This window comes from Pseudoalteromonas sp. ND6B, from assembly GCF_000764215.1.
In the GTDB taxonomy this organism is placed as follows: domain Bacteria; phylum Pseudomonadota; class Gammaproteobacteria; order Enterobacterales; family Alteromonadaceae; genus Pseudoalteromonas; species Pseudoalteromonas tetraodonis.
Genome location: NZ_JQFL01000058.1, coordinates 117880 through 143687 on the forward strand (window position 1 = coordinate 117880; position 25808 = coordinate 143687).

Consider the following 25808-nt stretch of genomic DNA (forward strand, 5'->3'; position numbering starts at 1 on the left):
AAAAATAGCCGTATATTGCTCCATATGAGTAAAGGCAATTAAATTAGTCGCACGCTTACATAATAGGCGGCGTATAAGTAGCTCTATAAAGCCATGGTTAAAGGCTTGTACCTAAAGAGTATTGATATTAAGGATTAAGGTAATGCATTTCAATTCAACATCTTCCACAATAACACAGGTCCCTAGAGGACAAGGTATGTGTCGTAATTTTACAAAGTTGGCATTGATAATGTCTACTTTATATAGCGTTAATGCCTCTGCAGGAACCTATACGTTTGACAATGTAAGTGGTAACAATACGCAGACACTAACGAGCACTGTGGATGGTATAACGTTAACTGCTACTCAGTCTGCTGGCAATACACTCAACGTTGAAAGTAGCTTTCTTAATCCAAACACTTCAAGCGTTGGAGAAACATGGACTTTTACTTTTAGCGCACCTGTTAGTATTACTCAGTTCGACATAGGTGAATTTGCTAATGTAGATTTGGGTCAAAACTATATTTTTACGCCAGATAACGGCACAGCAGTGACCATTGCAGATAATGATCCAGAGCTGAGTGACTTGATTGCCACATTAAGCCCCCCAGATTGGACATCAGTTAACTCAGTAATCATGAGTTATGAAAATAATTCTAGTGGGCATCAGATTGGTATAGATAATCTTATTTTTACAGCCGCGGCGCCAAGCAACCTCGCCCCAGTTGTTGATTTAAATGGTGGTATTCCAGGTACAGGCAGTTTTTCGGCGTTTACTGAAGGCAGCCCTGCTACCGAGATTGCACCCGATGCTGAAGCCGGTGATAGTGATGGCGACTCAATAACAACAATAACCGTTGCATTAACAAATGATCAAGACGGGGTGTTTGAAGGTCTTAATGTATCTGCCAGTGCGCAAAATGCACTTGGGGGTGTTAGTGGTGCATCAGATATTAGTTTACAAGATACAATTTCTATTACAGGTGCAACTGCAACAACGGCGGAAGTTACCACTTTCCTTAAAGCAATCACGTATAACAATACCAGTTCGTCGCCCAACACAACTTCGCGGACAGTGTCAGTTGTTATCAATGATGGCACTGAAAACAGTACTAGCCGTACCGCGACAATTTCAGTGGCTAATCTTACAGCAGCTAGCTCTACAGCAGCGGGTTTTAGTACACTAGATGGGACTAATTTAAACCCGGCAATTACGTTTAGTAGTGACAACGAAACATTAACGATAAGCAATCCATCACATATTACAGGTTCAGTGGCTGATGGTGGCACGGGTACAGATACCATTCACGTTCCGACTGGATCCGATTTAACGGCTTTCACTACATTAACAGGCTTTGAAACATTAACAATGCCTAGCAGCGCCACTTTAACGCTAAGTGAAGCGCAGCATGAGCAATTTACGACTATTTCGGGGAGCGGTGCTCCCGTATTTACAATTGCAGCAGGCAGTGGGGGCGATGCAAATTTAACGGCAAATAGCACTATTGCAACATACGTTTTGAATACACCAATTGCATTAACGCTTGTAGATAGAGATCAGTCTGTTACAGGCAGTAATTTAGCTGATTCAGTCGATATTTCCAACTTTTCGTACCGAGGAACTCTCGATGGTGGGGATGGCGCAGATACACTTACGCTAGCTGATGGCGCGAGTTTAGCGGCGGCAACGATTTCAAACTTTGAAACGCTTAATTTGAGCGGCGGCGTATCTGTCACGATGAAAGAAGCGCAGCATGATGCGTTTTCTACAATTTCAGGCGCAGGTACTGATCAAATTACCATTTCAGACGCAACTAATGGTTTAATTGCTGCGAATGATATTGAAACGTATGTACTCGGTAGTGCAAACACAATTGCCTTATCAAATGGCTCACAAAATATAACCGGCAGCGCGGGCAATGATACGCTAAATATTGCAGGTTTAACGGTTACAGGTACACTCAATGCAAATGGTGGTACCGATACATTAAGCATGGCAACAGGTGCCGACACCACAAGTGCTACAATGTCTAGTTTTGAAAACTTAACCCTCGCAGCAAACTCATCGGTGGCTTTATCTGCAGCGCAAGTGAGTACATTTACAGGTGCGATTACAGCGCCAGGCGCTGAAACGATTACGGTTTCGGGTGATGGTAACTTTACAACACTTAGCAATATTGAAGCGTTTAACGTTGGTGATGATTCAACAAATACACGAACAATTACGTTAGGTTCTTCGTCTGTTAATGTAACAAGCGCATCAACAACCGACGCAAATACGTTTGATGTCAGTGGATTAACGTTTACTGGCACAATAACAGGTGAAGCAAGCGTTAACGATACGCTATCTATCAGTAATACGGGAGATATTACCGCTGCAACAGTTTCCAATATTGAAAACCTAACACTTAGCAGTGGTGCAAGGGTTTCAATGACGCGTTCGCAACACGCCGGTTTTACAGGCACTATATCTGCAATAGGTTCTGAAACAATTGATGTTTATGGCGATGGTGATTTTTCTACTTTCAGTGATGTTGAAACTTACAACGTATTTGATGACTCTTCAAACAGTAGAACAATTACGATAGTCTCAGCGACTCAAAGTATAATAGATAGATCTAGTAATACAGCGATGACCTTTGCACTTGGTGGCGCAGGGTTTAGTGGTTCATTAACCTCAGAGCTAAATGCTGCAGATAAGGTGAGTGTCACTGACGGTGCTGACGTGACTTCTGGCTCATTCTTTAATATTGGTACATTAAGCTTAGCCTCTACAGCGACAGTAGCAATTGATGTTAATAATATTAATGATTTTAATACTGCCATTACAGGCTCTGCTGGCGCTGATACGCTAAAACTTATGGATGGTGGTATTTTTAATTTTTCCAGCACCACGGTATCGGGTATTGAAAATCTGGCAATCGGCACTAACAGCAACACGACTATCACCTTAACCGATAATTTTAATACTGATGCTGGCGTTGTGTCTTTTTCTAATGCTAGTGGCAGTGCTATTACAGCTGCAGTGACGCTAGATGCAAGTGCATTTAGCGCTGACATTTTAACAATGACCTCATCAGATTTTAATGGTGATGATGTACTTAAAGGTGGCTCTGGGGCCGATACTTTACGCCCAGGCGCTGGTACAGATACGTTAACAGGTAACGCAGGTAATGATAATTTTGTAGGTAGCTCATCTCAATTATCAGGGGATACCATCACCGATCTAGCCGCAGGCGATACCTTAACGATTACTGGCGTGACAGGGCTTTCAAGTGCAAATGTGCGATTTAATGGCACGAGCACATTAGAAGTTGATACAGATGCCACCGATTTTAATATTTCTGAGCTTACTCTTTCACTTACTAATGCGCCTGGCAATGATTTAGCCTTTACGGTTGCTGATAATGGCTCTGACACGCTCATTACATTTGTTTCACCAAACTCTGCACCCACATTTAGCTCGCTTAATGGCGGTGCTACATTTATAGAAAATAGCAGTGCAGTGGTTATAGACAGTGATATGACGATTGCAGATGCTGAGCTTGATGCACTTAACAGCAACGCAGGCGATTACAACAATGCTAGCCTAACTATTCGTCGACGTGACGGTGCGAGTGCCGAAGATATATTTGGTCATTCGGGGTTATTAGGTACGTTAACTGAGGGTAATACATTTAGCTATAATGGTAATAATGTAGGTACTGTTACTTCAAACTCAGCAGGTACTTTAACGCTAACATTTAATAGTAATGCTAACTCTGCGATTGTGGACTCTATTGCACAAGCAATTACTTATGCCAATAATTCAGATGACCCTTCAAATGCAACCGTGCTTGACTATACATTTAATGATGGCGTGGTAGAGAGTACAGGTACTAATCAGGCGTCAGTTACTATTACCTCGGTTAACGACGCACCTACGGTATTGGCAGTTGGGGCTAATCCAACTTTTACTGAGAATGGCTCACCAGTTGGGATTTTCTCTTCAGCTTCTATTAGTACTGTGGAGAGTGGACAAAATATTGAACAAATATCACTAACACTAACTAATGTAAAAGATACGGGTCATGAGTTCCTTCAATTTGGCACCGATCTTATTAATTTAGAACATAATGTCTCGGGCACGTATTCGGGAGCTGTTAATTTTAGCTACTTAGTTACTTTAAATGGTTCAACGGCAACGGTAACAGTTACCGCATTAGATTCAGCTGCGGTATGGCAAAACTATGTGCCATTTTTACAATATAAAAACACCAGTGACTTACCAACTACCGATAATAGAATTGTTACACTTACATCTATAAAAGACAGCGGCGGCACAGCTAATGGTGGCGCTGATAGAGCAAGTGGCAGTTTTGGATCCTCTACAGTTAGCGTCGTGGGTGAAAATAATGCACCTACTGATATCAACCTTTCAAGCTCTACGATTAGTGAATCAATTGTTGGCGCGGGGGCAGATGTTGGAATATTAAGCACAACTGATGTTGATTCGAGCAGTCATACTTATTCGTTAGTTTCATCAACGTCATTGGCTGCGGGCAGCTGTACTGCAAGTACAGGTAATAGTTCTTTCCAAATCAATGGCAGTACGTTAGAAACAAAAACAGCATTGCCACTGGGTATTTACACTGTTTGTATACAGACCAATGACAGTGCCGCCACCTTTAAAAAATCGTTTGCTATTACCGTAACTAAAGCTAGTAAACCCCAAATTAGCGGTACAGCGGCAACAAAAGTAAATCAGGGGGAGCTTTACAGCTTTACGCCAACAGCAACGGATCCACAAAATAAAACACTGACGTTTAGTATTACGAATAAGCCAAGCTGGGCGAGCTTTAATACTACAACAGGAAATTTATTGGGTACTCCTGCTAAAACTGACGTAGGGCTTTATCCTAATATCGCCATTACTGTTAGTAACGGTAGCGAACAAGCAAGCTTGCCACCTTTCAATTTAGAAGTGGTATCAACAAATAGTGCTCCGGTTGCTGCTAACTTAAGTTTAGAGCTTGATGAAGATTCTAATATCAGTTTTTCCCCTGATATTACGGATGCAGACTCAGACACGCTCATAATTAGTGCTGTGTCGCAGCCTCAATTTGGTACATTAACCAAACAAGCCAATACATTTACTTATACGCCTAATGCAAACTACTTTGGTTCTGATAGTTTTAACTATGTTGCCGATGATAAAAAGGATAAATCAGCAGTTGCCACGGTGAACTTTACGGTGACTTCTATTAATGATGCGCCAATCGCAAACCCAGATAGCTATTCATTAAATAGCAACGCTGATAATAGCTACCCACTTGATGTGTTAGTCAATGACACAGATGTTGATGAAGATGAATTAGTTATTGTTAGCGCTAATGCGAGTGTGGGCTCTGTGAAAATTGAAAATGGATTGCTGGTTTATCAGGCTCAGGCAAGCACCAAAGGGGCTATTCAAATTAATTATTTGATAGAAGATCCTGATAAAGAAACGAGTAGAACAACAGCAACATTAACGTTAAATAATCAAACCGATAATGCGCCAATAATCGAGGTGCCAGCTGATATTGAGGTTAATGCAAAAGGATTATTTACTAAGGTTAAGCTAGGTGTACCTTTGGCAACCGATAGCCAAGGTAACAAATTAGCGGTTTCATTAGTTAACCCAAGTTTGTTTTATGCGCCAGGTAAGCATTTAGTTTATTGGAAAGCGCAAGACAGCAGTGGACTTGAAGCAATTGCAACGCAAAATGTAAACGTGAACCCACTTATTTCGCTCAGTAAAAATAGTGAAATTGCTGAAAATAAAACACATAGCTTTAAGGTGTTTTTAAATGGTGAAGCGCCAAGTTATCCAGTGACAATTGCCTATGAAGTATCGGGTACTGCTGATAGCTCTGATCATGATTTAGTATCGTCAGAGTTGGTTATTAACAGTGGTCTGCAAGGACAAGTTAATTTTACAACCTATGCTGACTCTGAGACCGAAGGCAATGAAACCATTGTAATTACACTGGTAGATACGTTGAATTTAGGTGCGAAATCTTCGACGACGATCACGATTGTTGAAAACAATGTAGCACCGACTATTACCACTCGCATTACACAAGCTGCTCAAGAAAGATCGCTTGTTACTATAGGTGATGAGCTTGTTACAATTAAAGGTATTACAGAGGATGCAAATCCAAATGATAACGTTACGTTAGCGTGGTCATCGCAAAATGATGAACTTCTAAATATTAGTGCTAATGAAGATGAATTTGTTTTTTCAACACAATCTTTAACTCCTGGGATCTATAAAGTAACTGTAACGGCAAATGATTCTGGTGAGCCGAGCTTATCGACAACGAAAGATGTGTATATTGAAGTGGTCGCATCGCTTGAGGCGTTAGGACAGGAAGATTCTGATGGCGACTTAATTCCTGATGCGCAAGAAGGTTATAGTGATACTGACGGCGACGGTATTCCAGATTATTTAGATGCCATTAGTGAATGTAATGTCATGCAAGAACAAGTGAAAGACAGTGATAAGTTTTTAGTAGAAGGCGAACCGGGCGTTTGCCTTAGAAAAGGGGTCACGGTTTCACAAAATGCAACAGGTGGTGTTCAGTTGCTTGATAGTGAATTACCTGAAGATCAAGGTGCGGTAAATACAGGTGGGCTGTTTGATTTTATCGCAACGGGTTTACCTAATGCTGGAGATACATACAGCATAGTAATACCGCAAAGAAAGCCAACATCACAAAACTCTGTTTACAGAAAGTTGAAAGAAGGGCAGTGGATTGATTTTGATACATCAGGTGATAACCAATTACTCTCTACAGCAGGTGAACCTGGTTATTGTCCTCCACCAAGAAGTAGTGAGTGGACGCAAGGACTCATTGAAGGCGCGTGGTGTGTACAATTACAAATTGTTGATGGTGGCCCTAATGATGATGATGGCAAAGTAAATCGCTCAATAGTCGATCCAGGTGGTGTTGCAATTATTCGCACATCAAACCAGCTTCCTGAGGCTAATCAAGATGAGATAACAATTGGTGTAGGGGAGTCTGCGACTATTGATGTGTTAAAAAATGACACAGATATGGACGGCGATACACTTACTTTAAGTGGTGCAACGGCTGATTTTGGTGATGTAAGTATTGTTGATGAGCAGTTACTGTATATCCCACCAACTGGATTTGTTGGTGTTGCTATTATTGAATATAGTATTAGTGACGGCAAAGGGGGCACATCAAACAGCCAAGTTAAAGTTAACTTAGTTATAAACAATGCACCAACCGCTGTTTTTGATTCGGCAACAACCACGGATAATACATCGATAGAAATAGATGTACTTCGTAATGATTCAGATATTGATGGTGATGAATTATTTGTTGTTAATGCAGCTGCGGCTCAGGGCACAGTATCAATTAACATTAACGGCACTTTACAATACACACCTAAAAGTGGCTTTGACGGTGTTGATATTATTGATTACACAATAAAAGATAGCAAAGGCGCAAAATCTGTATCACAAGTAAAAGTAACAGTTAGCGCTGTTAAATCAGTTGCTATCAATAATAAGTCATCAGGAGGAAGTATGGGAGGGTTAGGTTTATTATTGATTTCAGTACTTGTTATCAGTCGCAGAAGATCAATGTTTCCAAGCTTTGCAATAGTAACAACCAGTTGCTTAATTAGCACCAGTGCAATGGCCAATACATGGTCGTTTGAGGCCACGCTTGGTGAGTCTAAAGCAAAGCATTCTTTAGTAACTAAAGATAACCAGGCTAATTTAGTGTCTATTGATGATACTGATACTAGTTGGTCAATTGGTGCTTATTATGATCTGTCACCCAATTGGGAAGTCGCTATTAGATATATTGATTTAGGTCAAGGTCGAGCCGATTTAACTGCACAAACAATAAAAGCTGATGCAGATAAATTACACCAAGATTATTCACGTTTTGTACCGGTATTACCAAAAGGGGTGGCGGCTGAAGTAGGTTATCGATATATGCTTACTGAATCTTTAAGCACAAAATTGTTTTTAGGTGCTTACCGTCATCAGTATAAAATACAAAGCAGCATCACGGACGGAGATAGCTTAGAGTATAAAGAACACGCTACCAAACCTTATATTGGTGCCGCTTTAGGTTATTCGGTTTATACACAGACTGAGTTGTTACTAAAGTATACTTATTATAAAGTATCAAAAAATGATGTAAGTGAGTTATCAGCGGGAATAAAAGTACGCTTTTAAGTTGATGCGTAGTGCGAACAGCGCCGCTATTAGCGGCGCTGAATCGCATATTTTAAAAAGTATCGCTAAGTTGTTTTGTTTCTATTGAAGTATCTTCAGTTCGTGGTATGTTTCTGGCAATCAAAAAAACAATAGGAATTCACCCATGCCAAAGGCGAGTGATGTTAAAAAAGGGACGGCTATTGACTTTAATGGCCGTGTATTAGTAGTAAAAGATATCGTACGTTCTGTACCACAAGGTCGTGCCGGTGGTAGTTTATACCGTATGCGTTTATACGATGTGGTCACGGGTAGCAAAGTTGACGAAACATTTAAAGACAGCGACATGCTTAACCTTGCAGATTTAACCCGTCGTGAAGCGATGCTGTCGTACATTGATGGTGATGAGTATGTCTTTATGGATAATGAAGACTACACGCCTTACAACTTGGCTAAAGACGCGATAGCTGAAGAGATTCAGTTTGTTAACGAAGAGACCCAAGGCGTGCACGTTATTGTGATTGATGGTGCGCCAGTTGGGCTTGATCTTCCTTCAAGTGTTGAGCTTGTAGTTGAGGAAACCGACCCTTCAATTAAGGGGGCTTCAGCCAGCGCGCGTTCAAAGCCTGCTCGTTTATCAACCGGCTTAACTATTCAAGTGCCAGAGCATATTTCTACGGGCGATCGCATCCGTATTAATACTGCAGAGCATAAGTTTATGGGCCGTGCTGACAAGTAAGCCGCTATAAATCTATGATGATTAGCCGAGTATTTAAGTTGCTCGGCTTTTTTGTGTCTGATTTGCCCCTCAAATTGATTCAGCATTATTGCTGATTAGCAGCATGCGTTGCTTCAAATTTAGCCAATTTAACGCTATTATACGCGCCTTATTTTTGAGCTGGTTGAGGTGGTGGTGTTATTTATTTTGCTTAGCGGTGTATTTATAGCGCTTATGTATTTAGAAACCATTAAAAAGGGCATGCCTGTTAAACGCTGGTTATTTTTAGGTGGCGTGTTTGGTCCTGTTGCTTGGTGCTTGTTTAATATACATTATCGACGTGCATTGATACGCAATATAGGTGTAAATGCGTGTCTATGGCGTGCTTAACTGGTCGCTCTAATTAAACTGAGTTTTGATTGGCTTTGTTGTTGTTTTAAAAACGCAGTAAATTCATCTTTTGAGAGTGGTTTAGAGTAGTAATAACCCTGCAGTGTTTCACAGTTTAGCTCTTCAAGTATGCTTATTTGTGACGCTTGCTCCACCCCTTCGGCAACTACATGCAAATCAAGGTTATGCGCAATAGTGACGATAGAGTCCACCATATTGCGGCCACGTTCAGTCTTCATATCATCGATAAAGGCTTTATCTACCTTAAGCGTATTGAGTGGAAACTGCTTTAAATACGCAAGTGATGAATAGCCGGTACCAAAGTCATCCATTGCTAAGTGAATTCCGCGGGCACTTAAAGAGCGCATAATCGCAATGGCTTCTTGTGGATCGTCCATTACGGTGCCTTCAGTTATCTCAAGCTCTAAAAAGTACGAAGGCAGTTCATTTTTTTGTAAAATCACATCTATGCGCGAGGTTAGATCGGGTAGGCTAAATTGTTTTGCTGATAAGTTAACAGCAACACGGGCATTAAATAAGCCTGCATCTAACCACTGTTTTACATCGCGACAAGCTTTGTTTAAAACTACTTCACCAATTTCAATAATTTGCCCTGTTTCTTCGGCAATTGGAATAAATACCCCTGGGCTAATAACCCCCTTTTTCGGGGTAATAAAACGTACCAACGCTTCCATTCCAGCAAGCTTACCAGTACGAATATTCATTTTAGGCTGGTAATACACCTCAAAATGATCTTCTTTTAAGCCAAAGCGCATTAGATTTTCTATTTGCAGTCGTTTTACTGCTTGGCGGTTCATGGTGTCATTAAAGAACAGGTAGCTATTGCCTTTCTTTTTAGCATGATACATCGCAGTATCGGCGTTCTTTAATAGTATTTCGGGGGTGTTACCATCTTCGGGGAACAACACTATACCAACGCTTGAGGTGATAGCAAGTTCATGGCCTGCCATTTTAAATGGTGTAGCTATGGCCGCCAAAAACTGTTTAGCCATGCGAGTGATAGTGAGAATATCGTTGGTGTTTGACATAACTAGCGCAAATTCATCGCCGCCAAGGCGATAAAATACGTCATTTTCACGGGTGAGCTTATTTAAACGCATAGCAAGCTTTGCCAGTAAACTATCACCTAATTGATGGCCTAATGAGTCGTTTATCTTTTTAAAGTTATCTAAATCAAATACGAGTAATGCATGATGAGAGTGCTGCTTTGCGAGTTTTTGTAAGTCAGAAAAAAACAAATTACGGTTAGGTAAGCTGGTGGTGCGATCTCGGTTTGATAAATTATTCAGTTCAGATTCGGTTTTTTTACGTTCGGTTAAATCTGAATACACCACCACATAATTGGTTATTTGATTTTGTGCGTTTTTAATTTCATCTATTGAAATTTCAAATGGCAGCAGAGCATGATCGCTATTGCGAAGCTTTACTTCTTCTTGAATATGTTCGTGCTTTCTAACGGTATTTTTTATGGATTCTATATAGCTTTTGTCGTAACCGGCTAAATGAAACTCTTTCTTTAGGTATTGCTCGCGTACGCCGCCAAACAAAGTTAAAAAGCTGGGATTAATATCCACAAGCCTAAAGTCTTTATCATAAATGGCCAGCGCATCAGTGAGTGACTCAACACATTTTGCAAATAAATTAAGTCGATCTTCCGTTGATTTTAACTGCGAGATATCTCTGACTGTGCCAGTCATTCGCAGTGGGCTTAGGTTAGCGTCTTTTTCAATGATTTTTCCGCGGTCGAGCACCCAGTGCCATTTACCAAAGCTGTCTTTAATACGATAAGTTGCTTCAAAAAAAGTACTTTCTTCGGCAAAGTGTTTTTTTAGTAGGTAATCAACATGGGTTAAATCGCGGGGGTGGATCAAGCTTTTATTCGGTGGAAATTCTACTAGGTTATTACTATTCATCACGTATTTGTCATTGATACGAATAACTTTACCGGTTTTGATATTCCAATCCCATAGAGTATCACCACTGCCTTCTACGGTACTTTTTAATCGTTTTTCAGAAAGCTGTAATTGAGAGTGTGAACGCTTGAGTGAGTGAACAATAGTTAACAAATAAACCACAACTAACGACATTATTGCGCACACGCTCACGACCAACGCATTTAAATTCAAGTTAAACGATGACTCGAATGCACTCGCTGAGTAGGCTGTGGCCAAAGAGGCCAACAATAGAATGTATTTTATTATTTTTATTTTTTTCATTGTCTTACTTCTTATTAACAAAAGACAATCTAAATCAAGCGCGAGCAAGAGTCAAAGAGAATGCGAATAAAGTGGTAGTTTCTCAGACAAATTCACAGATTTGGCACTTAAAAGCTCATATCTTGGGCGATCTGCATTAAAAATTTCAGCGGCGTAGGCTTTTAAATCTTCAAGCGTTAATGCGTTTAAAGAATCCAGCAGGCGTTGCTGCATATTAAACCGATGATCGCCATTACCTATAGCAAGCCATAAACGTTGTGAACGTAAACGCAAATTTTTGTCTTTTTCAGCAATATGGGTTGTTAATCCATGTTTTTGTTGCAGCCAGTCTTGTTCTGTTAGTTCATTAATTGTTGCTAAATACTGGCTAATAAATAAATTATGCCTGTGCAGTAACGTGGTGGGCTCAAATTTTGGTGATTGTATATAAAAGGCAATACCAGCACGGGTATTAAAAGGAGCGTATCCTGCGCCTACTAAATAACCGAGTTGTTGCGTGGTTCTGAGTTCATTAAAGTAATCTTGATTAATTAAATGATTTAGCGCCATCATTTTCACTTTTTCAATAACGTCATCGCTTTGTGCTTGGTAGTAAATCACCATGGCATTATCGCTGCAGGCAAGTTCAAGCTCGTAGCGGGTCACTTTAGTAATTTCATAAAGTGGGCGCTTTAAATCGTCGATAACGGCTGATTTTTTAAGGTGCTGGGCGACCTTCTTTTGAAACTCAAGCGCATCATTTTGCTGCCAATTACCATGTAAAAAAGACTCAACATGAAGGGCATTAAAAAACGCTTGTCTAAATTCATTAAACTGATGGAAACAGGTGTCTTTGAGTGCATTTGCTAACTCGTCAGGCTGAGGATTCCACGGCATTATTTTAGCGCCTAAAATACTAAATAGCTCACTAACGGGTTTGTTTTGATTGCTATTACGCCAATGCCTTACCAGTTGCTTTTTATATTCTGCAAAGCGTTTGGCACAAATTTTTACGTTAAATAGTGCATCAATCAGCTGATCGACTAATTCGAGTTGGCTTGAAGAAAGCCCCGCAGTATGAAGCGTTAAGCCACCTTGATGAGAGGTTAAGTGATAACTTAAGCCCGCAAGTTCCGCTGGGTAAAACTGTTCGCCAACACTGTCCATGAATAAATCTGAAAATAACCGCGTCAGTGCCATATGTTTCACATCTTTTACTGCAAAGTCAGAGTCCATGGCTAAATAAAAATGCCCTTTGGCGACTCTAAAGGTGGCGTCTTGTTTAAACCAAAAGTCAAAGCCTGCTTCTTTTACCAGTAATGTTGGATGTCGTTGCTGTGATTCAACCGGATATAAAATGACATCTTTAGCTAAATAAGGATTAGCCGTGGGCAATAGCATTTCACTTTGTGGCTGGCTAATCTGTGCAAGTGCTTCGAGCCAATGTAGCGACAATTTTTCAATTTTATAGGGGGTGTTATACCAAGCAGCTGTGTGTTCAGGCTCTACATCAGGATGAATAAGCACTAAACGCATGTTGTGCGGAGTTAACCACTGCATAGCCATTTCATGCGTGCTGGCTTTAAAGCCCTCCATTAAATAGTCACCCTGTAAGTAATTAACTTCATCGTAGTGTTGCATGTTAATACTTAAATTACTGACCCAATCAATTAGGCGAGACTTTTCTTGGTTATCAAATGCGATTTGTAATAGTTTTTGCTTATCTTGATATAGGCGAGGTAGTTTGCTGGTGTTGTTATTAATTAAACAAATGTATTCAAACACCATTTCAATAATATCTTCGTAGTATTCAATGCCTTCATCGGTCAGCGCCATACTAATATTAAAGTCTTTAAAATTACTGCCATTAATTCCGCCACCTGCAGAGAGGGCATTGATCCAACCTTGCTCTTTAAGCACAGAATACAACGAGCCTTGCCCCTCATAACCTAGTAAGTGCGCAATAAAGCTGACCGTTTTATGACGATAAAAATCGTCAATGTTTGGCATGGCAAAGCTAATAATCAGCTTTTGTACATGTTTGTGTGGCTCAATATGAAGCAACTTACCCAAGTCTTGGCTGCGATAAAGCGGCGCTTCTATAGGTGGCTTTAATTGGTGTTTATCTCCCTTTATCTGGGAAAAATACTGGGTTGCCCATGCCTCAAGTGTATCTAATGACTCATTGGCACAAATCACTAACGTCATCCATTGAGCTTGGTAATGCCTATTAAAAAAGTCACGTAATTCATCACTAATACAGCGCTTTCTATCTGCTAATGTTTGCAAGTTTCCCACTGAGAACTTGGCAAAAGGATGTTCTGGGTTAACCGTTTCTTTATGCACTTGATAAATTCGACGGCCATCGTCTTTAATTTTTAATTTAAACTCAGCCTCAATAGCATTACGTTCTTTTTCTGTTTCAGCGGGGTTTAGTGTAGGCGCTATAAAAAACCGGCTAAATTGCGCTAATGCTGTTTCAATATGATGGTTATTAATATCAAAGAAATAGCAGGTATGCTCTGTGCCAGTCCACGCGTTGGTATTGCCACCAGACTGCGAGACAAAATTATTAAAACTTCCTGATTCAGGATAAAGGTCAGTGCCTAAAAACAACATATGCTCTAAAAAGTGCGCTAGGCCTTGTCTATCAAGTGGATCATCAAAGTGACCAGCGTTAACAGCCATGGATGCGGCAGCTTTTGCTGAGTCTTGATCGTGCACTAAAAGTACTTTTAGACCATTGTCCAGTGTTAGTGTGCGGTAAGCTCTGTTATCATTGGTGCTGATTTTCAAATGATGCTCCTGAAACTAAACGTATAATTGTTAACAACAGATGATAACTTCAGGAATGCAATGCTATTTACCTGAACATCATGAAAGAACTATTTTAAGAAAATAAATAGGTTTGAGTTATTAATATAGCGGAAATTCGAGCAAACTGGCTACTGTTTTATATTCTTTAATTGGTTGATTTTTTATGAAAACAATCTTGATAATGCGTCATGGTGAAGCAATACCGATGCACTCTGATGATGTCAGTAGAAATTTGACTCCTTTGGGCCATCAGCAGGTAGAAAAAATGGGGCTGTGGTTACAAAAAAAGCATGCTCCAACAGGGTTATTAGTGAGTCCTTATGTAAGAGCGCAGCAAACAGCTGAGGGTGTTAAAAAAAATAATACCTTTTTATTTGAAGAGACCTGCCAAGATATTATTCCTGAAGGTAACCCGCAGGTTGCTGCAGATTACTTAGAAACGTTAATCGCGCTTCATCCAGAATGCGATACTTGGCTTGTGGTTGCCCATATGCCTATGGTGAGCTATTTGGTTGATCAGTTGTGTGCTGGGCACATGCCTATTTTTAATACCGGCGCTGTTGCACAAATTAGTTATGATGAAACTCGCCACAAAAGTGATTATATCACCATTAATGCACCAGCGAATGTAGATGCATAGCGTGTAAATTAGCATTTAGCTAAGCCACTTTCTATTAAATAAATGTCAATACTTTTAGGTATTTGTCTACAGTAGAATTGTTAACCACATACTAAAACTCACCACACTCAAAACTGTCGATAAAACAACCGCACTGGCTAACGTATCTTGATGTTGTTTTATTTGGCATGCAATTAAGTACGCATTAACCCCCAAGGGGGATGCGCTCAATAATACGAGTACTTTTAACAGCGACTCATTAATAGCAAATACATGTGAGCCTAACACTAATACCAAGGCGGGCAATATAACTAGCTTTAACAGGCTGGCAATAGCTGCCGCTTGCCAGTTATCGCTAATTTTATAAAAAGCTAAGTTTGCGCCTAAAACAAATAACGCACAGGCAATGGCAGGTTTAGCTAAAAGCGCTAAGCCATTAGTTAAATCAGCAAATAAAGTAATCCCTGCTAAATTTACCAACAAACCCGTGCTAATACTCAATACGACAGGGTTGAGTAGCATATTTTTGGCAAATGTTGACCAAGAAAACACATGACTGGCACTGTTTGCACTAATTAAAAAGGTAAGGGTGAACAATAGCGCGCTATGAAAGGTGATGATCATAAAAATAATGCCCATCATTTGCTCACCTAATGCTGCAATGATAATGGGCAAGCCCACCAATACGGTATTTGAATAACTACTGCCAAGGGCAAATACACTGTGACGTTCATATTGAGGATGTTTAGAGAGAGTGTAGCGGTCAATAATGAGCGCAAAAAAATAAATTAAAATAACGGGAATATAAAAGCTTAAAAAGCCATTTAAGCTCACGCTGGTTTTTAGGTCTGCCTGGGCCATATTTAAAAATAAAAAACTGGGTACACTAATGTAAAAAGTAAATTTACTGAGCCCTGTTATATGAATGCGTTCTAAAAACTGACTTCGGCTTGCTATGTAGCCGCATAACACAATAAAAATAAGCGGAAATATAATCGAAAATATATGCACTAAAAAAGACTCTTATTGATTGGCTCTAGTGCTCAGCGTCTAAACTCATCACTTTGCGGTAAGTTAATTAATATGAGTACCGCCCCTTTACCGCCATACTCAAGCGGAGCTTGGTGCATAGCAATTACATCGGGGTGTTGCACTAAATATTGCGGTACTTTATGCCTGAGGATATGGCCGCCAATTCCGTGTACAACACAGGCACAATAGTAATGCTTTTTTTTACACTCATGAATAAGCCCTGCGAGTTCATCTTTGGCTATCTCTTTATTTAAGCCATGCAGGTCGAGGGTTAAATCAGGAATAAAATCTCCTCGACGAAGTTGTTTGGCTAAAAAACGATCCTGACCCTGTTGCACATAATTAACGGTACCATGTGTGTCTATATCGGGCACATATTCATCAGAAAAGAAAAATTCTGACTGTTGTTGCTTTTTTTGCTGGGCAAATTGCTTCGCTTGTGACACTTTAGGTTTATTGCTAAAACGGTGAGTGTCTTGTTTAAATACACGCGCACCAATGATACTTTGACGGAACAAGTCAATGTCGTCAGGACTAATTAGGCTGTTTGAGTGGGGATCTTTTTTCATAGCGGCAGTCTAAACAAAAAAGCGGTAAAAATCGAGTAAAAAGGTGTGATACCCAAGCAGCTTTGAGGTGCATAGTACAGCGCCATTAAGGTTAGTTTAAAAGCGATTTATACTGCGTTATTGATTTGAACAATAGAGTGACTATTATTTGCAATCAAAGCCTTACCTAAATCGCTTTTAACACTAACTGCGCTCGCACCTAAAGGTGGCTTGGGTATACAATAGGGCAATCATGGGGCCAATGATGCGCCCCGATTGAGTTTATTTTTTTTGAAAGTAGCAGGCAGATAATACTGATGAGTGAATTACTAATAGAAGAAGCAACCCTAGATGAAGCTGTTGCAGAACTTTCAACCTTACACGATTGGCTTCGTTGGACAACTAGTCAATTTGCAAGTAGCGGTATTTTCTTTGGTCATGGCACCGATAACGCATGGGATGAAGCGGTAAGTTTGTTATTACCAGCGCTTAGTTTGCCTATCGATGCACCCAAAGAGCTGATGCATGCGCGTTTAACCAGTACTGAAAAAAATCGTTTAGCGGGCTTAATTGCCGAGCGCATTAACGATTTTACCCCAGTACCTTACCTTACCAACATTGCATGGTTTGCTAACATGCCATTTTATGTGGATGAACGCGTATTAATTCCTCGCTCGCCTTTTGCTGAGCTTATTAATAATCGCTTCACCCCTTGGTTAGAAAAACCAGAGTCAGTAGGGCGTATTTTAGATTTATGTACAGGCTCAGGTTGTATTGCTATTGCCTTGGCACAAGCGTTCGAGAATGCGCAAGTTGATGCGGTTGATATATCCTATGAAGCGCTTGAAGTGGCTGATATTAATATCACTGACTATCAACTAAGTGACCGCGTATTACCGATTCAGTCTGACGTATTCAGTGGTGTACCTGGGCAAAAATACGACTTAATCGTAGCAAACCCACCGTACGTTGATGCTGAAGATATGGCTGATTTACCACGTGAATTTCACCATGAACCAGAACTAGGATTAGCATCGGGACACGATGGCCTTGATGTAACACGTACTATTTTAGATCAAGCTAGTGAGCATCTAACAGATAACGGTTTGTTATTTGTCGAAGTAGGTAACTCTATGGTACATATGGATGCACTGTATCCAGGCGCACCATTTGAATGGATTGAGTTTGAAAAAGGCGGATTAGGGGTGTTTGTTATTAGCAAACAACAACTAGATGCCTACTTTGCACAGTAATAATTAGTACTAGCCATTCATCCGAAATGGCTGGGCAAAACAATAGCCGAGTTAATCCTCGGCTATAAGTCATTAGGAATGAGGAAAGTTAATGGCAGGTAATAGCATAGGGCAGTTATTTAAAGTGTCCACCTTTGGCGAAAGCCACGGCGTTGCATTAGGCGGCGTAGTGGATGGCACGCCCGCAGGCCTTGAAATCACTGAGGCCGACATACAACACGATTTAGACAGACGCAAACCTGGGCAAAGTCGCTATACCACGCAGCGCCGTGAGAGCGACCAAATCAAAATTTTAGCGGGCGTTTTTGAAGGTAAAACCACTGGTACCAGCATTGGTTTATTAATTGAAAATACCGATCAACGTTCACAAGATTATGGCAAAATTAAAGACGTATTTCGCCCAGGCCACGGTGACTATACCTACTGGCACAAATATGGCCTTCGCGATTACCGTGGTGGTGGCCGTTCATCTGCGCGCGAAACCGCTATTCGGGTTGCCGCAGGCGCTATTGCTAAAAAGTATTTAAAGCAATTTCATGGTATTGAAGTACGTGCGTGTTTGAGCCAATTAGGGCCAATTAAAGCCGAAAATTACGATTGGGATGAGGTGGAAAATAACTTATTCTTTTTCCCAGACGTTAGCAAGCTTGAAGCACTCGATGAATATATGCGCGAGCTTAAAAAGCAAGGCGACTCAGTGGGCGCGAAAGTCAAAGTGGTCGCTAAAAATGTGCCTGTTGGTTTAGGTGAGCCGGTATTTGATAGGCTAGATGCCGAACTTGCACATTCATTAATGAGTATTAACGCTGTAAAAGGCGTTGAAATTGGCGATGGCTTTGATGTGGTTGAGCAAAAAGGCTCAGAGCACCGTGATGAGTTAACCCCTGATGGTTTTACCTCAAATCATGCCGGCGGCGTATTGGCAGGTATTTCTACAGGGCAAGATATAATCGCATCCATTGCGCTTAAGCCAACATCAAGCATTACCATTCCCGGTAATAGTATTAACACGAGTAATGAAGCGGTTGAGATGATCACTAAAGGTCGTCACGATCCTTGTGTAGGCATTCGTGCTATTCCGATTGCTGAGGCAATGATGGCCATTACTTTAATGGATCATTTACTACGTCAACGCGGTCAAAACCCACATGTTAACCACGAACACGGGCCAATTAAAGGCGCTATTTAAGCGCGCTTTACTATAAATTAATAATAAACGCGCATTAGCGCGTTTATTATGTACAGGCTATACATCTTTATTGCCGCTCAATAATTTCCATGTGCTTAGCGCACCTAAAAATAAAGAGCAGTCATTATGCAAAAAAATAATCAATCTCACGTTACACAAGCTGAATATAAAGCCACCATAAAACGGCTTGAAGAGTTTAGCCGCTTTACCGACAGCAGCATTGGTATTCCGTTTACTAAATTTAGTTTCGGTGTCGAATCATTGATAGGGCTATTGCCAGTGGTAGGCGATTTAGCCGGGCTTATTTTATCTGGGTATGTACTAATTGAAGCGCAGCGATTGGGTGTTGGTAAGCGAGTAAAAAGCCGGATTATTTTAAACATGTTAGTTGATTTTGTAGGTGGGCTTATTCCATTTTTTGGAGATATTTTTGATGCCATGTTCAAAGCAAATACGCGCAATACCCGCATACTTAAAAAGCATTTAAGCGATAAGCTAACCACAAATCCATAAACCATTTAAGTTAATAAATGTGTAATTAGCCCCCATTATTAATTATTTATTTGGTATCAAAGAAGTACTTAGCGATGACCTGTTTTTGTTGCCCAAACTGATCAGAAATTCCAATTCCAATCCCAATTATTTCACCTTGTGCTTGCGGTGGCTCAGCTTGCATGACTTTATTAAACGCAGCCAATGCAGGGTTTTGCTCATTTGCAAGTAGGGTTAAATGTGGCTGAAAGTTTTGAAACACATTTGGGCTACCATAACGCTCAAAGGCCACGAGTTTATTAGGGTAATGCTTTACCCAACTTGGTACTGGCGCTTGATGATCGCGAAGTGGCTCAAGTTTAAGTGTCACTTCATCGGCTAAGCGTTGTAACTGATAAGATTTTTCTAAGTCTATAAAGGCCCAATTACTGGCAGATACACTAAACCCATTGGCTTTAATTTCAAAAGGTTGATGTTTCTTTACAATACGCTCCACCACCTGCTTAATTTCATTTTGTACCTCTTGCGGATAATCAGTCAAATATAATGTGGCATGCACGGGTAAGCCTTGCTGATAAAACGTGGTTATTTGCTGTTTGGCTAGTTCATTGCTGGTTGTAGCCATGAGCTCAACAATTGGCGAAGAGGGAATAGCAAACACGTTAATACTCACGCTTTTTGCATAACTATTGGCAGAGGCACTCAGTAGCGCTAAAAAAGTAAGAATGCTAACTGGCCATGCTTTAGTGGTGTGTTGTTTAACCATAAGAGTGTATTCATTTAGGTTTTTAGTTTGCATATGGTAAGCGCAATTAGGTGTTCAGTAAATAAAGGCATAAAGTTTTTAAATTTCTGATTTTGTGACTAATATTATTTTAGCTTAAACAATTAATGATTAACTTACTTCATAGGCTTTGAATATTGCTAAATTGCAATTTTCAACGACGTATATTTACTGCTTTTAAAAGTGTCGCAAGGAACGTTCAATGATATTTAAAGCGCTTAAAAAGTTAACAAAAACAGTACGCTTTTCTATTCGTTTGACGGTTGTGGCAGTATTTGTGTTGGCAACGTCTATTACCGCTATTATAGCTACAAGCTTACAGTATTATTTCAGTGAAAAAATGGCGCTCGAGTCGAATGTGCAACACTTTAATATGACCACTCAATCGGTTGCTGATTACCTAACACGCATTAATGAAAAATCTGAAAATACTTTATATATGATGGTAAAAAACACCTCGTTAGTCGGTGAAAACCTTTCAGATAAAACAGAGCTACGAAATGTATTAAGTGAAATGATGGATTTGAACCCTTTGTTTTATGCTTTTTATATAGGCTATAACAATGGTGACTTTTTTGAGGTTATTAATCTTGAAAGTAGTGCGATGGTTCGTCAGCGCCTTGGTGCAACGGATAATGACCGCTGGGTCGTTATTCAAATAAAATCTGAAGAAGGGCAAAGAATACAGCAAACGCTTTATTTTGATGCGTCATTTAGCTTAAGAGAAAAAACCAAAAAACCGACGTATTTTGATCCCCGCGAGCAAGCATGGTTTAAGCAAGCAAACTCACAGCAAGTAAACAAAACCAAGCCTTATCTATTTACCCATTTACAAACCTCTGGGCAAACGTATTCGATTAAAATAGCGGGTAAAAACCATGTGCTTGGCTTAGGGATTATCGTTGATAACATGTCTAATTATTTAATCGAACAGCAACAGCGTTTGGAGATGCACAGCTCAACACAGTTACTTATTTATAACCGAGAAGGAGAAATTATTTCATCAAATCAGCCCTTTAGCTCAACGGTTGAGGCAAGGCTAAATCGGTTGATACTGGATGAGCAACAGCAAAAAATAGTTGCCAAATACCCTACTATCACAGTTTCAAATGAAACCAATTGGGCACCTATGGATTTTAGTGTCAGTGGTAAGCCTAAAGGCTACAGTGTTGAATATATAAATGCGATTGCTGAACTGTTGGGTATTAAGGTTAATTATATTAATGGACTCAGTTGGCAAGAATTACTTAATTTATTTGAAAATAAGCAGATAGATGTGATTCATCCGGTACTTAATACAGCATCGAATAATGCATTGGGTATGCTCAGCACACCCATGGTAAGTTTGCCTTTGAGTATTGTTAATCAACAAAACAATTCACCAATTACCCATATGCAGCAACTTGCTGGTAAGTCAGTTGCGGTGGGAGAGGGCTGGTCAATTGTAAAAATATTACGAGCGCAATTTCCAGAAATTAACCTCGTGGAAGTTCCCAACACAAAGGCGTTGTTAATGCATGTTGCCAATGGTGATACTTATGCGGGAATAGACAGCAAAGCCGTATTGCAATATATACAGCAGCAATTTTTTATTGAGGGGATCCAGTACAATCCGCTTGATGAAGACAGTGCCGCGCTTTTTTTAAATGACTACCATTTATTGTTTCAAAACCAAGACGCACAATTAAAAGCTTTGTTTGATTACGCCGCCACGCAACTTCCTCTGCAATTTAAACAACAGCTGAGTGATAAATGGCTCAATACTAACTCAGGGAAAAAATCAAAAATTGTAGGCACTGTTCCTGATGAGCAATTAATCACTTTATTGGATGATGATAGTAACTTCTCTAAGCTACAGTTAGTGAACATTAATGGTAAAGAACAGTATGTTTTTATTAAGCCACTATCTGATTATTTAGCGCTAGCTAGTACGGGCTAGTACGGGCTATTTAGCCATTATGGTTTCTAAAGAAGATGTATTGAGCTCCACAAGAGAAAAAATAAAGCTTTCAATAATAATTACGGTTGCCTGCTTAATTATGATGTTACCAGTGTCGTGGTTTTTTGCATCCCCCATTGTCGGTCCTATTAAAACGCTGGTGGGTGAAAACAATAAAATTAAAAATCGGCAGTTTAAACAAGTCTCGACTTTAAAAAGTCATATTAAAGAAATTAATACGTTAGCTTACTCTATGGTTGATATGAGTAAGTCGATACAGCAACATGAAGACAGTCAAAAAGCACTCATGGCGTCGTTTGTTGAGCTTATAGCTCAAGCAATTGATGATAAGTCTCCCTACACTGCGGGACACTGCGAGCGCGTACCTGAACTCGGTATTGAGCTTGCTAAGGCCGCTTCAGAGTCAGAGTTACCCGCTTTTAAAGGGTTTAAGTTTAAAAATGATGACGAGGTTGAAGAATTTAGTTTAGCCGCTTGGCTACATGATTGCGGTAAAATAACCACTCCAGAGCACATAGTCGATAAAGGCACTAAGCTGGAGACTATTTATAATCGTATTCATGAAATTAGAACGCGTTTTGAGGTACTTTGGCGAGATGCCGAACTTGATTACTATAAATCATTGCAACACAGTCCTCAAAATCAGCTCGACTTAACCAAGCAGTTGGCAGCTAAACAGCAACAGTTGCTGGACGATTTTGCCTTTATTGCACAGTGTAATATTGGCGGCGAAAAAATCACAGAAGCTGCCCTTGAGCGTTTAACTGCGTTGAGTAATATTACTTGGCAGCGTCATTTTGACGATAAGTTGGGGCTTTCACCAGTAGAAATGTATCGCTATGAAGGGACTGATGACACGCTTCCCATCACAGAAAAATTACTCAGTGATAAACCTTGGCACTTAATTCCTCATGATAAGCCGATTGAATATGATGAGCGTTTAGGGATTAAAATTGCCCCATGTAAATATAAATATAACCTAGGGGAGCTTTATAATTTAACAGTTTCAAGAGGCACCCTTACTAAAGAGGATAGGTTTAAAATTAATGAGCACATGATAAGTACGATACGTATGCTCGATACACTGCCGTTCCCTAAAGAGTTGGAGCGTGTCCCGCGTTATGCCTCTACTCACCATGAAACATTAAAAGGAACTGGCTATCCGCGTAAACTCAATGCGGATGACTTATCGATACCAGAACGAGTATTGGTGCTAGCTGATATTTTTGAAGCCCTAACGGCGGCCGACAGGCCCTATAAAAAGGCAAAAAAACTCAGCGAGTCGATGAGTATATTAGCCAAAATGGTGGCCGATCATCATGTTGATAAAGCCGTGTTTGAACTGTTTTTAAGTTCAGGTATTTACCTTGATTACGCTAAACGCTACCTCAGTGCTGAACAAATAGATGAGGTAGATATCTCTCAATACTTGTCATAACAACAATGAGCATGACTCAGCGTGTGTAAACTTAAAGAGATTTATGTGAACATCGCTTTAAATCGCTAGCTTTTTACTTTGTGCAGAAAAGTACGTACAATTCGCCTCGTTTTTAGTGCGCTTTATATTAGTTTTATATGGCTATAAAGCATCGGGTTCAAACGAGTATACGAAATATTTATGCATCAAATAGCGGATTTAATTTCTATTTTCGAACACACTTTTTTCCAAAGCTATAATACGCGTTTGGTAAAAGGTGAGCACGAGCCTATCTACATTCCCGCAAATGATACAACGCCTTATCATCAAATTGTATTTGCCCATGGTTTTTACGCCAGTGCGCTGCACGAAATAGCCCATTGGTTAGTGGCAGGTTCTCAGCGCCGCTTAGTTGAAGATTATGGTTATTGGTATTGCCCCGACGGGCGCGATGCTTCACAGCAAGCAGAGTTTGAATCTGTAGAGGTAAAACCCCAAGCAATAGAGTGGGCGCTCAGTGTGGCCGCGGGATTTGATTTTAACGTATCGGTAGATAATTTAAATGGTGAACAAACTTGTCGATTTGCGTTTCAATCGCGTGTACATGCAAAGTTATTACAGCTGCTGCAAGACGGATTTAACCCACGTACTACAAGGTTACTAAAAGCACTGTGTAAATTTTATAACACAACGTGGCCTTTAAATGCTGCGCAGTTTTCATGGCATTCTCCCGAGGAGCTAAAAGATGCAGTTTAAGTTAGGGCTGATTGTAAACCCGGTTGCAGGATTGGGCGGTAGCGTAGCGTTAAAAGGCAGTGACGGCGAAGACACCGCCGCTAAAGCCATTGCATTAGGCGCTGAGCCTAAATCAAATAGCCGCACTAAAGCTGCACTTGAAGTGCTTGTACCTCATCAGTCAAATATTACTATTTATACTGTTAATGATGAAATGGGGGAGCAAACAGCAAAATCACTCGGCTTTAATACGCAAGTAGTTTATCAAAGTAGCTCACCCACAACCAGTGACGATACTGAAGCGGCAGCACGTTTATTACAGCAGCAAGGTGTAGATTTAATTTTATTTGCAGGTGGCGATGGCACAGCACGTAATATTTGCCATGCGGTAGAAGATTCTGTACCTGTGTTGGGCATTCCTGCAGGGTGTAAAATTCACTCTGGAGTATATGCCATAACGCCAAAAGCTGCAGGCCGCGTAGTTGAAATGTTAGTTAAAGGTGAGTTGGTAACGCTAAGCGATGCCGATGTCATGGACATTGATGAAGTCGCCTTTCGCCAAGGAACAGTAAAAGCAAAACGTTATGGCGAAATGCAAGTACCCAGTGAAGTGCGCTATGTACAAGCGGTTAAAAATGGCGGTAAAGAAACCGATGAATTGGTACTTGCTGATATTGCCGCTTATGTGGTCAGTGAAATGGATGCCGATACCCTCTATGTAATGGGCAGTGGCTCTACCGTTGGCGCGGTGATGGAAGAAATGGGGCTTGAGAATACGCTGCTCGGTGTTGATTTAGTTGAAGATCAAGCTTTAGTAGGCCAAGACTTAACAGCGCAACAATTACTTGAACTTACGACAGGGCGTGAGACAAAATTAGTGATCACCTTGATTGGCGGTCAAGGGCATATTTTTGGTCGAGGTAATCAACAACTCAGTCCTGCGTTAATTAAAGCGATAGGCCGCGACAATATTATTGTCGTGGCAACAAAAACCAAATTACAGGCTTTAAATGGCCGACCGCTAATTTGTGACACCGGCGATAGCGAGTTAGATGATGAATTAAGCGGTTATATCCGTGTAACCAGTGGGTTTAACGACCATATTATGTATGCAGTAGGTCATCAAGATGGGCTGCACCTTGAGGAGAAGTAACACATGAGTTTAGTAAATTACATAGATGCTGCGCAGCAATATTTTGATGATTTAGTGATAAAAGCCACTGATGATGAGCTATTTGCCGGCGGTTATTTACGTGGTCACTTTGATTTAGCGGTAGGGTATGCCCAAGTTGAGGAGCTAAATTTAGAAATTACTGAGCTAAACGACACCGTTGAAAAAAGCCTAGTAAAAGCCTATCGCAATGGCGAACTTAATGAAGACGATAAAGCACTCGTAGTAAGAATATGGGATGAAGTAAAAGCACTCGCATAAGCTTTTTTA

15 protein-coding genes and 1 pseudogene are annotated in these 25808 nt (G+C 40.3%); 11 read left to right on the top strand and 5 right to left on the bottom strand.

Features of this window, described 5'->3' with window-relative positions; all coding sequences use genetic code 11:
* Positions 1 to 229: 229 nt before the first annotated feature.
* The 3 genes from ND6B_RS05515 (at position 230) to ND6B_RS05505 (ending at position 9305) form a co-directional block, all read left to right on the top strand.
* A complete protein-coding gene (locus ND6B_RS05515) occupies positions 230 to 8218 on the top strand; it encodes an Ig-like domain-containing protein (RefSeq protein WP_235420503.1) in 7989 nt (2662 codons plus the stop codon).
* A gap of 145 nt (positions 8219 to 8363) precedes the next feature.
* Positions 8364 to 8936, top strand: coding sequence for an elongation factor P-like protein EfpL (efpL, locus tag ND6B_RS05510; protein WP_024602810.1), 573 nt, complete (start codon positions 8364 to 8366; stop codon positions 8934 to 8936).
* A gap of 174 nt (positions 8937 to 9110) precedes the next feature.
* Positions 9111 to 9305: a hypothetical protein gene (locus tag ND6B_RS05505; protein WP_138686387.1), complete on the top strand. Its 195-nt coding sequence runs from the start codon at positions 9111 to 9113 to the stop codon at positions 9303 to 9305.
* Here the strand turns inward: ND6B_RS05505 and ND6B_RS05500 are convergent.
* Positions 9302 to 11542: a sensor domain-containing protein gene (locus ND6B_RS05500; RefSeq protein ID WP_033103870.1), complete on the bottom strand. Its 2241-nt coding sequence runs from the start codon at positions 11540 to 11542 to the stop codon at positions 9302 to 9304. The two genes, ND6B_RS05505 and ND6B_RS05500, sit on opposite strands and share 4 nt — an antisense overlap.
* A 51-nt stretch (positions 11543 to 11593) precedes the next feature.
* A complete protein-coding gene (locus ND6B_RS05495; protein ID WP_033103871.1) occupies positions 11594 to 14317 on the bottom strand; it encodes an insulinase family protein in 2724 nt (907 codons plus the stop codon).
* Between the two features lie 184 nt (positions 14318 to 14501).
* Here ND6B_RS05495 and sixA point away from each other — a divergent pair, with 184 nt between their 5' ends.
* Positions 14502 to 14978: a phosphohistidine phosphatase SixA gene (sixA, locus tag ND6B_RS05490; RefSeq protein WP_024602806.1), complete on the top strand. Its 477-nt coding sequence runs from the start codon at positions 14502 to 14504 to the stop codon at positions 14976 to 14978.
* A 66-nt stretch (positions 14979 to 15044) separates the two neighbouring features.
* Here the strand turns inward: sixA and ND6B_RS05485 are convergent, their stop codons facing one another.
* A complete protein-coding gene (locus tag ND6B_RS05485; protein ID WP_033103872.1) occupies positions 15045 to 15968 on the bottom strand; it encodes an AEC family transporter in 924 nt (307 codons plus the stop codon).
* Positions 15969 to 16000: 32 nt separating this feature from the next.
* On the bottom strand, positions 16001 to 16558 hold the full coding sequence (smrB, locus tag ND6B_RS05480; RefSeq protein ID WP_033103873.1) for an endonuclease SmrB: 558 nt from the start codon (positions 16556 to 16558) through the stop codon (positions 16001 to 16003).
* A 296-nt stretch (positions 16559 to 16854) separates the two neighbouring features.
* On the opposite strand from smrB, the gene prmB reads away from it, so the two are divergent.
* From prmB to ND6B_RS05465, 3 genes are all read left to right on the top strand, one after another.
* Positions 16855 to 17790, top strand: a complete 936-nt coding sequence (gene prmB, locus ND6B_RS05475) for a 50S ribosomal protein L3 N(5)-glutamine methyltransferase (RefSeq protein WP_033103874.1) — start codon at positions 16855 to 16857, stop codon at positions 17788 to 17790.
* A gap of 91 nt (positions 17791 to 17881) precedes the next feature.
* Positions 17882 to 18979, top strand: coding sequence for a chorismate synthase (aroC, locus tag ND6B_RS05470; RefSeq protein WP_033103875.1), 1098 nt, complete (start codon positions 17882 to 17884; stop codon positions 18977 to 18979).
* Between the two features lie 126 nt (positions 18980 to 19105).
* Positions 19106 to 19492: a DUF4112 domain-containing protein gene (locus tag ND6B_RS05465; protein WP_028835364.1), complete on the top strand. Its 387-nt coding sequence runs from the start codon at positions 19106 to 19108 to the stop codon at positions 19490 to 19492.
* Between the two features lie 46 nt (positions 19493 to 19538).
* Here the strand turns inward: ND6B_RS05465 and ND6B_RS05460 are convergent, their stop codons facing one another.
* On the bottom strand, positions 19539 to 20237 hold the full coding sequence (locus ND6B_RS05460; protein ID WP_200882090.1) for a 2'-5' RNA ligase family protein: 699 nt from the start codon (positions 20235 to 20237) through the stop codon (positions 19539 to 19541).
* 220 nt (positions 20238 to 20457) lie between these two features.
* On the opposite strand from ND6B_RS05460, the pseudogene ND6B_RS20565 reads away from it, so the two are divergent.
* From ND6B_RS20565 to ND6B_RS05445, 4 genes and pseudogenes are all read left to right on the top strand, one after another.
* Positions 20458 to 23653, top strand: a pseudogene (locus ND6B_RS20565) (HD domain-containing phosphohydrolase).
* Between the two features lie 180 nt (positions 23654 to 23833).
* Positions 23834 to 24388, top strand: a complete 555-nt coding sequence (locus ND6B_RS05455) for an elongation factor P hydroxylase (RefSeq protein WP_008114523.1) — start codon at positions 23834 to 23836, stop codon at positions 24386 to 24388.
* Positions 24378 to 25520, top strand: coding sequence for an ATP-NAD kinase family protein (locus ND6B_RS05450; RefSeq protein WP_028835360.1), 1143 nt, complete (start codon positions 24378 to 24380; stop codon positions 25518 to 25520). Before ND6B_RS05455 ends, ND6B_RS05450 begins: the two co-directional genes overlap by 11 nt.
* Before the next feature lie 3 nt (positions 25521 to 25523).
* A complete protein-coding gene (locus ND6B_RS05445) occupies positions 25524 to 25799 on the top strand; it encodes a YfcL family protein (protein ID WP_024602794.1) in 276 nt (91 codons plus the stop codon).
* Positions 25800 to 25808 lie beyond the last annotated feature (9 nt).

Coding starts and splice junctions, on each gene's coding strand:
- ND6B_RS05515 (WP_235420503.1), top strand. CDS start 230: ATGTCTACTTTATATAGCGTTAATGCCTCTGCAGGAACCTATACGTTT.
- efpL (WP_024602810.1), top strand. CDS start 8,364: ATGCCAAAGGCGAGTGATGTTAAAAAAGGGACGGCTATTGACTTTAAT.
- ND6B_RS05500 (WP_033103870.1), bottom strand. CDS start 11,542: ATGAAAAAAATAAAAATAATAAAATACATTCTATTGTTGGCCTCTTTG.
- sixA (WP_024602806.1), top strand. CDS start 14,502: ATGAAAACAATCTTGATAATGCGTCATGGTGAAGCAATACCGATGCAC.
- smrB (WP_033103873.1), bottom strand. CDS start 16,558: ATGAAAAAAGATCCCCACTCAAACAGCCTAATTAGTCCTGACGACATT.
- prmB (WP_033103874.1), top strand. CDS start 16,855: ATGAGTGAATTACTAATAGAAGAAGCAACCCTAGATGAAGCTGTTGCA.
- aroC (WP_033103875.1), top strand. CDS start 17,882: ATGGCAGGTAATAGCATAGGGCAGTTATTTAAAGTGTCCACCTTTGGC.
- ND6B_RS05465 (WP_028835364.1), top strand. CDS start 19,106: ATGCAAAAAAATAATCAATCTCACGTTACACAAGCTGAATATAAAGCC.
- ND6B_RS05460 (WP_200882090.1), bottom strand. CDS start 20,237: ATGGTTAAACAACACACCACTAAAGCATGGCCAGTTAGCATTCTTACT.
- ND6B_RS05455 (WP_008114523.1), top strand. CDS start 23,834: ATGCATCAAATAGCGGATTTAATTTCTATTTTCGAACACACTTTTTTC.
- ND6B_RS05450 (WP_028835360.1), top strand. CDS start 24,378: ATGCAGTTTAAGTTAGGGCTGATTGTAAACCCGGTTGCAGGATTGGGC.
- ND6B_RS05445 (WP_024602794.1), top strand. CDS start 25,524: ATGAGTTTAGTAAATTACATAGATGCTGCGCAGCAATATTTTGATGAT.